Origin of the sequence: Bacillus halotolerans (assembly GCF_004006435.1) — a bacterium.
GTDB classification, from domain to species: Bacteria; Bacillota; Bacilli; order Bacillales; family Bacillaceae; genus Bacillus; species Bacillus halotolerans.
Genome location: NZ_CP029364.1, coordinates 3,739,539 through 3,752,739, shown reverse-complemented (window position 1 = coordinate 3,752,739; position 13,201 = coordinate 3,739,539). Strand labels below are relative to the sequence as shown.

General features: G+C 46.9%; 13 protein-coding genes. 3 read left to right on the top strand and 10 right to left on the bottom strand.

Annotated elements, in window-relative coordinates:
- Positions 1-43: 43 nt before the first annotated feature.
- Positions 44-2,122: a sigma-54 interaction domain-containing protein gene (locus DIC78_RS19385; protein ID WP_127696784.1), complete on the bottom strand. Its 2,079-nt coding sequence runs from the start codon at positions 2,120-2,122 to the stop codon at positions 44-46.
- A 151-nt stretch (positions 2,123-2,273) separates the two neighbouring features.
- On the opposite strand from DIC78_RS19385, the gene DIC78_RS19380 reads away from it, so the two are divergent.
- Positions 2,274-2,516, top strand: coding sequence for a DUF2627 domain-containing protein (locus tag DIC78_RS19380; protein WP_024121990.1), 243 nt, complete (start codon positions 2,274-2,276; stop codon positions 2,514-2,516).
- Between the two features lie 35 nt (positions 2,517-2,551).
- Here the strand turns inward: DIC78_RS19380 and prpB are convergent, their stop codons facing one another.
- The 9 genes from prpB to DIC78_RS19335 all read right to left on the bottom strand — a co-directional run bounded on the left by prpB (position 2,552) and on the right by DIC78_RS19335 (position 11,194).
- Entirely contained in the window at positions 2,552-3,457 is a 906-nt protein-coding gene (gene prpB / locus DIC78_RS19375) for a methylisocitrate lyase (RefSeq protein WP_127696783.1), read from the bottom strand.
- 16 nt (positions 3,458-3,473) lie between these two features.
- On the bottom strand, positions 3,474-4,892 hold the full coding sequence (locus DIC78_RS19370) for a bifunctional 2-methylcitrate dehydratase/aconitate hydratase (RefSeq protein ID WP_106022128.1): 1,419 nt from the start codon (positions 4,890-4,892) through the stop codon (positions 3,474-3,476).
- Between the two features lie 14 nt (positions 4,893-4,906).
- On the bottom strand, positions 4,907-6,031 hold the full coding sequence (gene mmgD, locus DIC78_RS19365; RefSeq protein WP_127696782.1) for a citrate synthase: 1,125 nt from the start codon (positions 6,029-6,031) through the stop codon (positions 4,907-4,909).
- Positions 6,032-6,062: 31 nt separating this feature from the next.
- Complete coding sequence (locus DIC78_RS19360) at positions 6,063-7,202, bottom strand: acyl-CoA dehydrogenase (RefSeq protein ID WP_024121994.1); 1,140 nt, start codon at positions 7,200-7,202, stop codon at positions 6,063-6,065.
- 28 nt (positions 7,203-7,230) lie between these two features.
- A complete protein-coding gene (locus DIC78_RS19355) occupies positions 7,231-8,097 on the bottom strand; it encodes a 3-hydroxybutyryl-CoA dehydrogenase (RefSeq protein WP_106022126.1) in 867 nt (288 codons plus the stop codon).
- A 25-nt stretch (positions 8,098-8,122) separates the two neighbouring features.
- Positions 8,123-9,304: an acetyl-CoA C-acetyltransferase gene (locus tag DIC78_RS19350; protein WP_106020081.1), complete on the bottom strand. Its 1,182-nt coding sequence runs from the start codon at positions 9,302-9,304 to the stop codon at positions 8,123-8,125.
- A gap of 123 nt (positions 9,305-9,427) precedes the next feature.
- A complete protein-coding gene (locus DIC78_RS19345) occupies positions 9,428-10,171 on the bottom strand; it encodes a glycerophosphodiester phosphodiesterase (RefSeq protein WP_127696781.1) in 744 nt (247 codons plus the stop codon).
- A gap of 89 nt (positions 10,172-10,260) precedes the next feature.
- The gene (locus DIC78_RS19340; RefSeq protein ID WP_083244528.1) at positions 10,261-10,881 is read right to left on the bottom strand and encodes an N-acetylmuramoyl-L-alanine amidase family protein; all 621 of its coding nucleotides are present in this window, start codon (positions 10,879-10,881) and stop codon (positions 10,261-10,263) included.
- 22 nt (positions 10,882-10,903) lie between these two features.
- Positions 10,904-11,194, bottom strand: a complete 291-nt coding sequence (locus DIC78_RS19335; protein ID WP_106022156.1) for a hypothetical protein — start codon at positions 11,192-11,194, stop codon at positions 10,904-10,906.
- Between the two features lie 328 nt (positions 11,195-11,522).
- On the opposite strand from DIC78_RS19335, the gene DIC78_RS19330 reads away from it, so the two are divergent.
- Positions 11,523-11,657, top strand: a complete 135-nt coding sequence (locus DIC78_RS19330; RefSeq protein ID WP_024122000.1) for a hypothetical protein — start codon at positions 11,523-11,525, stop codon at positions 11,655-11,657.
- Between the two features lie 72 nt (positions 11,658-11,729).
- Positions 11,730-12,848 carry an NADH-dependent flavin oxidoreductase gene (locus tag DIC78_RS19325; protein ID WP_127696780.1) on the top strand — a complete coding sequence of 373 codons (1,119 nt, stop codon included), beginning with the start codon at positions 11,730-11,732 and terminating at the stop codon, positions 12,846-12,848.
- Positions 12,849-13,201: the final 353 nt, after the last annotated feature.

Genomic DNA, 13,201 nt, shown 5'->3' with positions numbered 1-13,201 from the left:
TGCGAAGAAAGATTCGTGCAGACGTTTGCGCTTATTCTGCAAATTATTGCATGCCTTCATTTGCAAGGCCGTATTTATCCATTTTGTAATATAAATTTCGAATGCTGACGCCGAGGGCTTTCGCTGTTTTCGTACGGTTAAAATGATGCTTTTCCAGCGTTTGCTGAATCAAGTGCGCTTCAAATTTTTCAACGGCCTTAGACAGCTTTTCGCCTTCGATGTCAGGAAAGTCAAACCCGGCTACCTGTTCTGCGCTGCTTTCTTTTTGTTCTATTTCAAATACAGGCAAATGCTCTTTTTCAATCCATTCCATGTGCGGCTTCAGAAAAATCATTGCTCGTCCAAGGACATTTTCCAGCTCGCGGACATTCCCCGGCCAATGGTAAGCCGACAATGCCCGCAAAGCCTGCTGGGTCAGTCCCTTTACATTCCGGCCGTAATCGCGGTTAATTTTTTGAATGAGCCTTTCACTGAGCGCTTCAATGTCTTCAATCCGCTGACGCAAAGGGGGGATAGAGATGGGATAGCGATTGATGCGGTAATACAGATCTTCACGGAACGTCCCATCCGCCATTGCTTTTTCGATATTTACATTTGTGGCTGCAATAATTCTCACATTAACAGGGATTGCCTTCGTGCCTCCCACTCTGACGATCTCTTTTTCTTGAAGGACGCGCAGCAGTTTCGCCTGCATATTTTGCGTCAGCTCGCCGATTTCGTCTAAGAAAATGCTGCCGTTATTGGCTTCTTCAAATAAGCCCTTCTTGCCGCCGCGCTTCGCTCCCGAAAACGCGCCTTCCTCGTAGCCAAACAGTTCTGATTCCAGAAGATTTTCTGAAAGAGCGGCGCAATTTACGCGGATGAATTTATTGTATTTCCTGTCGCTTTCGTTATGGATGGCATGGGCAAACAGCTCTTTGCCCGTGCCCGATTCTCCGCGCAGCAAAATCGTTGCCGGCGTTTTCGCTCCAAGCTTCGCCTGCTCAAGCGCAACCAGTATTTGCTCACTTTTGCCGATAATATCGTCAAAGGTATATTTCGCTTCGAGCGTGCGGATAATCTGCCTGGCCCTGTTAAGCTCCGCGGTCAGCATTTTAATTTCTGACACGTCATGGATCACTCCGACACTGCCTTTTAAAATGCCATCCACAATCACCGGCGCTACATTGACGATGACCTCTTTTTTATTCGGGCCGACCTTCATTCTGACGCCGCGCACTGGGCGTCTTGTCTCAAGCACCTTTAAATGCATGCTTTCCCCTTCAGAAATATCAGTGCTCGCCGGCTTGCCGATGACTTCTTTTTCAGAAAGCCCAGTCATTTTTGTGTATGCTTTATTGATCAACAGGCCAATGCCGTTTTCATCAACGACAGAAATCGCCTCGTCGGAGGATTGTATAATCGCCTCCAGCATCGTGCGCACCTGTTTTAAATTTGTCACTTCCTCCGCCAGCTCGACTGCATCTGTAATATCCTTAAATACACTGAGTGCTCCGAGCAGACGTCCGCCTTCATCAATGATCGGCAGCCTTGTTGTTACAATTTGCAAATTTTCACCCAAGAGCTGTTTTTGATTGTATTCAGGCTCTCTCGTTTTTAAAATCCGAGGCATCTTTGTGCTCGGGATGACTTCTTTGATCGGGCGTCCAATGACTTCCTCACGTTGTTTTCCCACCATATTTTCAGCCATATGATTAAACAGAATGATCTCTTCATTGATATCAATAAAAATCATTCCGTCGTGGGTGGAATTAAAGATTCGGTCATGTTTGTATGTTTGTTCTTTTAGCATTTGAATCAGCTGCTGTTTTTCTTCCATAAGCTGAAACACAATGTAAGCCATCTTTCCCGGCATAACAATGGTCTGCTCATGTTTTTCCTGAAGGAGTTCGTCAAGTACAGCTTGATCACCCGTTGTATGAATGACGATATCCGGCTTTTGTTGTATGTATGGTTTCCAATCAGATGAAACGGCAATTCCATAATGTTTTGCTTCTTTTAATCCCGGCGCTTCGGGGTTTTTGTCAACCACGGCAATAATGTCTATGATGGCTGTTTTAATGAGAATTTGTAATAACGCCGTTCCCCTTTTACCGGCACCTACGATCAGTACCTTCTGCATCCCGATACCCCTTTGTATGAAAAAATTTGCATACCTGTTTTTTCCGTTGCAATAATTTGCACAACCCTATGTTACCACGTTTTCTTCTCTTGACAAAATATTTTTTCCGCTGGACAATAAAGGAAATGAAAAATAAAGGGGTTTTCTGAACATGAGCCGACTTCTTGCGCTTTTGATTTTAGTGCTCCCCGGCGCCATTTCTGCTTTAGGCATTAAACTGATGAGAGATATGCTTTTCGGCCATACGGTAAAGCCATTTTCTTCTCTTTGGCTCCAAGGTTTATCAGGATTAATCTTTTTCGTTTTCGGCCTGTATGTGCTGGCCGGGTTCATCTTGTACAGAGACAGAAAACGCAATCAAGTCAGTCCGCGATTCAGAAAACAAAAGATGTAAAAAAGCCGGAGAATGCTCCGGCTTTTTTGTTCGCATTATTTATCAGGCAAGACGGTCTTGGCAATCGTTTTGTCCAGCGCTTCATAATCATAATAAGAAATCGTTTCATACAGCTCCTTACGCGTCTGCATATCATCAAGCCCTTCTTTTTGCGATCCGCGCTCCCTTATCAAGCTAAACATCCGTTCATAAGCCTTTGCCGCAGCTCTGAGCGAGGTGACCGGATAGATCACCATCTGAAACCCCATAGCAGCAAATTCATCTGCATGATAATACGGGGTTTTCCCAAACTCAGTCATATTGGCAAGAAGCGGGACAGGGATCTGTTCAGCAAACTGGCGAAATTCGTTTTCTGTTTGAAGCGCTTCAGGGAATATTGCGTCCGCTCCCGCCTCAATGTATGCCAAAGCGCGTTTTATTGCGGATTCAAGTCCTTCCTGCGCTCTTGCATCTGTACGGGCGACAATCACAAGTGATGGTGCCGCTTGTTTAATGGCTTTTATTTTTTGCGCCAATTCCTGAGCCGGGACAAGCTGTTTGCCATTCAAATGCCCGCATTTTTTCGGAAGCTGCTGGTCCTCTATTTGCACAGCTGCCACCCTTGCTTCCAGCATCTCGCGGGCGGTGCGGGCAGCGTTTAATACCCCGCCAAAGCCCGTATCGATATCAACGAGCAAAGGCAGGTCTGCTGCGCGGACAAGATCTTTTGCCCGTTCGGCCATTTCTGCCGACGTAACAATTCCGAGATCAGGCAGCCCCCTGCTGGCCGTATAAGCCGCACCCGATAAGTATAAGGCAGAAAAACCGGCCTCCTTCGCAAGCAAGGCGGCCATCCCGTCATGAACACCGGGAATTTGCAATATTTCCGGCGCACACATCAGCTTGCGGAAGCGTTCAGCAAGCTCTTCTTGTGACGATTGCTTATTGACGATCCAAGCCAAGATATGAATCCTCCTTTCACATACAGAACATATCGACAAAATCGTTTACACGCATCGTTTGTAATGTTTCAGAGCTGGTGCAGCGCTTGTAAATATGTTTTTGCTGCTTCTCAGAAAAATGGGTTTTGAGATTCGCAGAAAACTTTTCTAACAATTTTGGCACAGCCTCGCCTCTTCGAAAACGATGGCCCAGCGGAAATTCACATTCAACCATCTCTGTACTCGTTCCGTCTTTAAAATAAATCTGAACGGCATTTGAAATGGAGCGTTTATCTGGTTTGAGATAATCTTCCGTATATGCTTTGTTTTCAGTCACTTCCATTTTTTCTCGAAGTTTATCTATTCTTGGATCACTTGCCGTATCAGCCTCATAATGCTGTGCAGTGATATCACCGAATATTAAACCAATCGCTGTGATGTATTGCAGACAATGATCGCGATCCGCGGGATTATGCAGCGGGCCTTTTTTATCAATGATGCGAATAGCTGATTCATGCGTTCTGATAACAACACGGTCAATTTCATCGATACGGTCTTTGACCTGCGGATGAAGAATGACGGCACACTCTGCCGCTGTCTGGGCGTGGAATTCCGCAGGATAAGAGACTTTGAACAACACATGTTCCATGACATAAGCGTCAAGCGGGCGGGCGATCTTGATCTCTTTCTTGTTGAATAATACGTCTTGAAAGCCCCAGCCCGGAGCTGTCAAAGCTGTCGGGTAACCCATTTCCCCTTTTAATGCCATCAGTGCGAGATGAACGCCCCTGCTGGTCGCATCTCCTGCGGCCCACGATTTGCGCGAGCCTGTATTAGGCGCATGCCGGTATGTCCGCAAGGCTGCATTGTCAATCCAAGCATTCGAAAGCGCATGATTGATTTCTTCCCTTCCTCCGCCCAGCAGCTTTCCGGCTACAGCCGTCGTTGCCACCTTGACAAACAATACATGGTCAAGCCCGACACGGTTTAAGCTGTTTTCTAAAGCCAGCACACCTTGAATTTCGTGAGCCTTGATCATCGCTTCAAGGACGTCGCGAACCGTTAATGGCTCTTTTCCTTCAGACAGCCTCACTCTTGATACATAATCAGCCGCCGCAAGAATGCCCCCCAAGTTATCTGACGGATGCCCCCACTCCGCCGCAAGCCACGTATCGTTGTAATCAAGCCAGCGGATCATACACCCTATGTTAAATGCTGCCCGTACAGGATCAAGAACATATGACGTTCCCGGCACTCTGCTTCCGTTTGGCACAATGGTTCCGGGGACAATCGGGCCGAGCAGCTTGGTGCATTCGGGATAGCGGAGCGCTAAAATCCCGCAGCCGAGTGTATCCAGCAAAACGTGACCTGCCGTTGTAAACGCTTCTGAACTCGTAATCTCTTTCTCAAGCACATAGTCTGTTATTTCTTCAATGACATGATCCGTTTTCAGCATTCGACCAATTCCTTTCATGATTTGGATGTGTTCTCATATCGCGTGCCGGTATAGCGGACACGCGGGCGGAACAAGCGGTTATTGGTATGCTGTTCAATCACATGTGCGCATAAGCCTGCCGTTCTCGCACTGAAAAAGACAGGTGTATACAACGGAATTGGTATACCAAGCATCCAATACACCGGGGCGGCGTAATAATCCAAATTCGGATAAAGCCCTTTTTCCCGCTCCATCAGCTGCTCCCCTGCTTCACACATTTCGTATAAACGGTGATCTCCGGCTCGATCGCATAATTGCTGAAGCGCTTCTTTCATCATTAGCGCTCTCGGGTCCATTTTTTTCATGTACACTCGGTGGCCGAAGCCCATGATTTTTTCTTTTTTTCTCAGTTTTGATAACAGGATTTGTTCAAAATCAGGCTTTGTTTTAGCCTCCAAAAGCATATACATGACCGCTTCGTTTGCGCCTCCATGAAGATTCCCCTTCAAAGAAGCTACAGCTCCTGTCAATGCGCCATAAAGATCCGATTGTGTTGAAGCAATCACCCTGGCCGTAAAGGTTGAATTCGGCATCTCATGCTCACTGTACAGAATGAGTGAACGGTCAAAGATCCGCTCTTCCAATGCGGACGGTATTTTCCCTGTCATCATGTATAAGAAATTCGCGCTGTAGGATAGGTGCTGAAGCGGGGGAATCGGTTTTCCTTTATTTATCTTTCTATAGCTGCTTGCTGTGAGCGCAGGCATTTTCCCTAAAAGCTGATAGGCGCGTTCCTTGTTTGCAGAAGGCGACCGATCGTCAATTTGGCGGTCGTAGCCGGCAAGAGCCGATACCCCGGTTCGCAGACAATCCATCGGATGAGTATGTTCAGGCAGCAGCTCAAGAAGACGGACAATGTCAGCCGGCAGGTTTGAAGCGCTGTTGACCTTCCTTTTGACCGTTTCCGTTTCATTTTCATCCGGCAGCCTTCCCTCCAGCAATAGATGCACCAGTTCTAGATAGCTTTTGGTTTTTGAAAGATCAATTAAATCATAGCCTCGAATCAATATCTGGCTGTACTGTGTGTCAAGATAAGAAATATCCGTTTCTGCCGCGACAACCCCGTCCAGACCTGGAGAAAAATGCTGTTTACCATCCATATTCTCAACCTCCGCTTTGCGTTATTATCTGTCAGATTGCGCCAAGCAGGTGCTTGGAAATAATGAGTCTTTGAATTTCATTTGTACCTTCATAAATTTGTGTTACCTTTGCATCCCTAAGCAGCCGTTCGACCGGATAATCCTTCATATAACCATATCCTCCATAAATCTGGACTGCCTCAAGGGCAGCCTTCACCGCTGAATCGGAAGCAAATTGTTTAGCCATGGACGCTTCCTTTCCGCAGGCCAGGCCGCGGTTATGGAGATCTGCCGCATGATAGACAAGGTGCCTTGCCGCCTCTGCTCTTGTCGCCATATCGGCGAGCTTAAACGATATGCCTTGATTGGCTGCGATAGGCCTGTTGAATTGGACACGCTGTTTCGCGTAAGCAACCGCATATTCTAGGGCAGCCTCTGCGATTCCCAGCGCTTGTGCTGCAATGCCGATGCGCCCCACATTCAGATTCGCCATCGCAATTTTAAATCCATCGCCCTCTTCGCCCAGCAAATTCTCTTCCGGCACTTCCGCATTTTCAAATATCAGCTCTGTTGTATTGGACCCGTGAAGCCCCAGCTTTCTTTCTTTTTTGCCGACTGTAAAACCCGGTGTGTTCTTTTCAACGATAAAAGCCGAAATCCCGCTCCTGTTTTGGCCTGGAGCAGTTAAAGCAAACGTAATATAGAGGTCAGCGGCACCGCCGTTTGTTATGAAAATTTTCGATCCGTTTAAAATATATTTGCCGTTCTTTTTGATTGCTGTGGTGCGAAGGCTCCCGGCATCCGATCCAGAGTAAGGCTCAGTCAGCGCAAATGCACCCAAGTAGTTGCCTGAGGCGAGTTTCGGTATATATTTCACTTTTTGCTCTTCGTTTCCGAAGTACAAAATCGGATTTGTGCCCACTGAGGAATGAACCGAAAGAATGACACCGACCGCCGCGCTGATTTTAGAAATCTCATGAATGGCCAAAATATAAGAAACAACGTCCGCTCCAGCGCCGCCATACTGTTCCGGCACTGGTATTCCCATCAAGCCGTGTTCACCCATTTTCTTCATTAGCTGAAATGGAAATTCATCTGTTTTCTCCATGACCTCCGCAGCAGGAGCAATTTCTTTTCGGGCAAAATCACGCACCATCTTTCGCATCATGACTTGCTCTTGGGTTAAATGCAACTCGGCCACCCCCGGATTGGAATTGACTTCAGGTATTCTTCTCCTCGCCGTAATGATAAAAGCCGCGTCCGCTCTTTTTGCCGAGCCACCCTGCTTTGACGTACTTACGAAGCAGCGGGCAAGGACGGTACTTGGAGTCTCCAAGCCCGGAGTGAAGGACTTCCATTATCGACAAACAAGTGTCCAGCCCGATAAAATCAGCTAATTTAAGCGGACCCATCGGGTGATTCATGCCAAGTTTCATGACCTGATCTATTGCGTTTGGCTCAGCTACCCCCTCATAAAGACAATAGATGGCTTCATTAATCATTGGGAGAAGCACACGGTTGGAGACAAATCCGGGAAAATCATTGACTTCGACCGGTGTTTTCCCCATTTTTTCCGCTAATGCCGTAATGGTTAATGCCGTTTCATCTGATGTCGCCAGGCCGCGAATGACTTCAACCAGTTTCATAACAGGGACGGGGTTCATAAAATGCATGCCAATGACATGTTCTGGACGATTTGTGACAGCTGCAATTTCTGTTATAGGCAAGGAAGATGTATTGCTGGCCAAAAGCGTATGAGCCGGGCAAATATGATCAAGGTTTTTGAACAATTTAGTTTTTGCCGTCATGCTTTCTGCAATTGCTTCAATCACAACATCCGCATGCTGCGCCTCCTCCAGTGCGGGGGAAAGCGAAATACGGCTGATAACAGCCTTCACTTCAGCTTCCGTCTTTCTTCCTTTTTCAGCAGCGCGGTTCAAATGCTTTTTTACGTGCTGAAACCCAGTTTCCGCTGCCTCCGGATTCAAATCATACAGCCGCACATAAAAGCCGGCTTCAGCCGCTGTTTGGGCAATTCCGCTTCCCATCTGTCCGGCGCCGGCTACCATGATATGTTTGATTTCCATGCAAATCCCCTTCTCCGTCAATGTTTTAATGAACTTGAACCAAGACAGCGTCTCCCTGAGCCGCCCCGCTGCAAATAGCAGCAATACCCAGTCCGCCTCCCCGGCGCTTTAATTCGTACACAAGTGTCATCAAAATTCTCGCACCGCTAGCGCCGATCGGGTGGCCCAGCGCAATCGCTCCGCCATTCACGTTTACTTTTTCAAGATCAAACCCGACGATTTTTTCACATGTTAATACAACAGAAGCAAATGCTTCATTGACTTCAAAAAGGTCAATATCCTGTAAGGTAAAGCCGGTCTTTTTCAGCAGCTTGTTTATTGCGTATCCCGGAGCAGCCGCAAGCTCATGCGCTTGCATTCCGGCTGTTGAAAAACCAAGAATGGTTGCAAGAGGAGGCTTTCCAAGTTCAGCGGCTTTTTCCTCAGACATTAATACAAATGCACCCGCTCCGTCGTTGACTCCCGGCGCATTGCCGGCTGTAATGGATCCGTCACTCGAATAAATCGGGGAAAGTTTCGCAAGCTGATCGAGAGTGGAATCGCGGCGAATCGCTTCATCTTTGTCAACAATGTTTGTTTTTCCTTTCCGGCCAAGCCAGCTGACAGGAACAATTTCTTCATCAAACTTTCCTTCATCGGCCGCCTCGGCCGACCGCTTGTGGCTTCGAAGGGCCCATTCATCCTGCTCTTTACGTGAAATTCCATATTCCTTGGCCGCCGTATTTCCGTGAACGGCCATGTGCACTTCATCAAAAGCGCACATTAATCCGTCATAAACCATTAAGTCCCTTAGCTCACCGTTACCCATCCGCGCGCCCCAGCGGCCAGCGGGAACAGCATACGGAATATTGCTCATGCTCTCCATGCCTCCGGCAACAAGAATGTCCGCATCATGCGCCCGAATCATTTGGTCACATAGAGTGACAGCGCGAAGGCCGGAGGCACAAACTTTATTCAGCGTTTCCGATGGCACACTCCAAGACAGTCCGGCTATACGGGCAGCTTGCCGGGAAGGTATCTGGCCCGCACCGGCTTGGACAACCATACCCATGACCGCGCCTTCCGCCTGATCTCCAGAGACTCCGGCACGCTTTAACGCTTCTTTCATAGCAGCGCCCCCGAGTTCAGCAGCTTTTACTTCTTTTAATGCCCCGCCAAATTTACCAAACGGGGTTCTCGCAGCACTTACAATAACTGTTTTCCTCATAGTGTCACCTCAAATCAGAAGATAGACAGCGCTTACATTTCTTGATGTCTTCTATGAATGTATGCTTTGAAACAGGTATGAATGAATGAAAAAAGAAGGCTGCTCCGGCAGCCTTCTTGAAAACTAATTTCTTCTATTCAATTTCTTAGCGATGGCAGCAGCCCGCTCCGGAAAATCTGTGAAAAGGCCGTCTGCTCCCATTTTCATCAAATGCTCCATATCGTCTGGCCGATTGACTGTAAAAGGCCTTACCTTAATCGAACTGTTCCGCATTTGCTCCAGCATTTCATCCGTTACCGCCGGACTATGCAGCTTTGGGTGGTAGCCGGCTGCCGGAATAGATTTTACATATTGATCAGCCTGATAAAGCACATCTGAGGTTAGTACCGCCCGCTCAATATGGGGTGCCAGCCGACCGCATAACGCTAAGCTTTCATGATTAAATGCGGACAGAATCGTTCTTTCTTCTATTTTAAATCGCTTTACTGCCTCAAGCACTTTTTCTTCCATTCCTTCATAGTGGATCACGCTATTTTTCAATTCAATGTTAATCAGAAAATCCTTTTTTTCAGCCCACGAGAGCACGTCTTCAAGCAGCGGCACCCTTACATCGCCGACTGTTTGATGATGACCGGCAGCCGCATCCGCGGATTTCAAGACATCGTACACCGTGTCCTTTACGAAACCTTTTAAGGATGTCGTCCGGTCGAGCCTTTCATCATGAATAACGGCAATACGTCCGTCTTTTGTCAGCTGAACATCAAGCTCGATACCATCCGCTCCGTTTTCAATCCCTTTTTCAAATGCAATCATTGTATTTTCGGGATAATGACCTGATGCCCCCCGATGCGCAAAAATCTTTGTCATTGTTTCACCTCAAGCCTAAAGTTGCCCGTTTTCTCCATTATACTGATTTTGGCCTTGTCACTCTAGAATTAAGGTTTCTTGTACTCAGACTATTGCGCGTAATAAGAATCGATCCCCGCGACAATCGCGTCTGCAGCTTTTTCCTGATATACTTCACTCCCAAGCTTGTCCGCATCAGAGCTGTTTGTAATAAATCCAAGCTCAGCCAGCACGCTCGGCATTTGTGAATATGTAATGACATAAAAATCTGATTCTTTCACACCCCTGTCTCTTGTTTGCAAGGATGATACCAGCTCTGACTGAATATCCGATGCCAGCCGCTGACTGTTTTCCGCTTCATAATCAGACTGAAAGTACGTTTCCGTGCCTGAAGCGGAGGAAACGCCCGAATTCACATGAATACTGACAAAAAGATCGGCATGGTTTGCACTTGCTTTTGCCACTCTTTCCTCCAAGGTCAGAAAATGATCATCTGTCCTTGTAGCGACAGGATTCGCTCCTTCCGCTTTCAGCTTGTCCACAACATGACGGGAGACAGCCAAATTAATATTTTTCTCTAAGAGCCCGTTTCCGACTGCCCCGCTGTCTTTGCCGCCATGGCCGGCATCAATATATACCGTCTTCCCTGCTACCGGCTCTGCCGCTTGCGCACAGGGTGCGAGCATAAAAGCCAATCCGCATATCGCTAAACTCCTCCATAACATTCTCAACGTTTCTCCCTCCGGTCTGTCATTACGAATTCTTTTGCTGAATATCTTCCAGATGTAAGGTTCCGTTCTCTTTTTTTATATATTTCACCTGGACATTTGTGTGATCTGGCAGATCCTCACAATCATCGCGCTTGTCTCTTGGAACTTGTATCATGGTTTCTTCTCCGTTAAGGGAAACAGCGATTGTATGAGGATCGGCCGAGCCGATGTATTTGCCCTCTTCTGTAAACCTCGGGGCTGATTCATCCGCGCTTGCAATACTGCATCCGGAAAGCAGCAGTACAGTAAACAGAAATAGACCAGCTTGTTTCACATGATCACCTCTTCCTGATGTTTGGCTTTTATCTTTGACCAGATTGGCGGATTTGTAAAGCTTGCACAAAAGCCGGCACAACGTTTCCATGATTTTCAAAAGGGCTATCTGACCTGCTGATTTCCTGTTGTTAGAAAGAAAGCAAGCGGATCTGTCTATGAGGATGTCTCTAAAAGAGCAGCATTTTAGAAAAAATTAGCTGAAAGAAGCAACTTTATATTCATTTTAAAAAAAATTGATGAATACGGTGAGCAGATGGTTTGACGGAAGGGTTGGGCAGGCGTAAGCTTTTAAAGAATATTTACTTTACAGAAAGAAGTTACAGCTCATGAAAAAATTCGTTCTGCTGCTAGCCGCGGCGGTCATCACTTGCTCCATTGGCCATCAAATCAAAGGCGGCTACAAAAGCCCCGAAAAAGAGCGAAGAAAACCACATTCGGCACTCAAGATATTCAGCCGGTGAAGCAGATTGATTGCATCAAATTTTACATATAGGCTAGAATATGTGCGAATCCAAACGAAAGAAGATGATCTTATGAATCCAAAGTACAAACCGCTCTTTGAATCATTTACATTCCGAAGCGGCGTTACGATTGACAACCGGATCGCGGTTGCCCCAATGACCCATTATTCTTCCAATGAGGACGGTACGATTTCTGAAGCGGAGCTGGACTATATCATCCCCCGTTCAAAAGAAATGGGAATGGTGATTACAGCATGCGCAAACGTCACACCTGATGGAAAAGCATTTCCCGGACAGCCAGCCATCCATGACGACTCACATATTGCCGGGCTAAAAAGATTAGCGCAAGCCATTCAAGCACAAGGGTCAAAAGCGATTGTGCAAATTCATCACGGCGGAATTGAATGCCCTGCTGAGCTCGTTCCGAATCAGGATGTTGTCGCGCCAAGCGATGTGTCTGATAACGGCAAACAAATGGCCCGCGCCTTGACAGAAGCAGAGGTTGAAAACATTGTGAAAGCTTTTGGAGAAGCGACAAGACGCGCCATTGAAGCCGGCTTTGACGGTGTCGAAATTCACGGTGCAAACGGCTACTTAATTCAGCAGTTTTATTCCCCAAAAACAAATCAGCGCACAGACCGCTGGGGAGGAAGCGATGAGAAACGATTAGCCTTCCCGCTTGCTATTGTGGATGAGGTGAAACAAGCAATTGCCGATCACGCGAAGGGTGCATTTTTAGTCGGCTACCGCCTGTCTCCGGAAGAGCCAGATACACCGGGACTGACAATGACAGAAACCTTCACGCTTGTTGATGCCTTAGTAGAAAAAGAACTGGATTACCTCCATATTTCATTGATGGACGTCAACTCCAAAGCGCGCCGCGGGGCAGACCCGACACGTACGCGCATGGACTTATTGAATGAACGTGTCGGACACAAGGTGCCTCTGATTGCTGTTGGTTCCATCCATTCTGCTGATGACGCGCTTGCTGTGATTGAAAACGGTATTCCGCTGGTGGCGATGGGGCGTGAAATTTTAGTTGATCCTGATTGGGCTGTAAAAGTAAAAGAAGGACGCGAAAAACAAATTGAAACAGTAATAAAAGGGACAGACAAAGAAAAATATCACTTGCCTGAGCCGCTATGGCAAGCGATTGTGAACACACCTGGATGGGTTCCTTATAAAGATTAATTTGATGTGACTGCCGGAATGTTTCGGCAGTCTTTTTGATAAAAAAAGACCCTTAGGAAAGGGTCCTTTTCGTCAATCGAATAGTTTGTGCACATATTTAAATGGCAAAATGAGAAGCTGACCAATTCCTTCGGTTAGAAAATCGAACAGCAGTCCGTCATGTTTTCTCTTTTTCATGATATGTCTCCTTTATACCTCAATTGCTCTTTTTACTACGAACATACAGTGGAAAAGGTTTCAATCCGTTTTTGACTTTCTGTTTCTCATGGTCCAACCAACGAATATACATACGACCATTGCAGCAAATGAAATGAAGTCAATCAGCATACCTATTTTGTGTGACTCCACGATGA

Coding starts and splice junctions, on each gene's coding strand:
- DIC78_RS19385 (WP_127696784.1), bottom strand. CDS start 2,122: ATGCAGAAGGTACTGATCGTAGGTGCCGGTAAAAGGGGAACGGCGTTA.
- DIC78_RS19380 (WP_024121990.1), top strand. CDS start 2,274: ATGAGCCGACTTCTTGCGCTTTTGATTTTAGTGCTCCCCGGCGCCATT.
- DIC78_RS19370 (WP_106022128.1), bottom strand. CDS start 4,892: ATGCTGAAAACGGATCATGTCATTGAAGAAATAACAGACTATGTGCTT.
- mmgD (WP_127696782.1), bottom strand. CDS start 6,031: ATGGATGGTAAACAGCATTTTTCTCCAGGTCTGGACGGGGTTGTCGCG.
- DIC78_RS19355 (WP_106022126.1), bottom strand. CDS start 8,097: ATGGAAATCAAACATATCATGGTAGCCGGCGCCGGACAGATGGGAAGC.
- DIC78_RS19350 (WP_106020081.1), bottom strand. CDS start 9,304: ATGAGGAAAACAGTTATTGTAAGTGCTGCGAGAACCCCGTTTGGTAAA.
- DIC78_RS19345 (WP_127696781.1), bottom strand. CDS start 10,171: ATGACAAAGATTTTTGCGCATCGGGGGGCATCAGGTCATTATCCCGAA.
- DIC78_RS19330 (WP_024122000.1), top strand. CDS start 11,523: ATGAAAAAATTCGTTCTGCTGCTAGCCGCGGCGGTCATCACTTGCTCC.
- DIC78_RS19325 (WP_127696780.1), top strand. CDS start 11,730: ATGAATCCAAAGTACAAACCGCTCTTTGAATCATTTACATTCCGAAGC.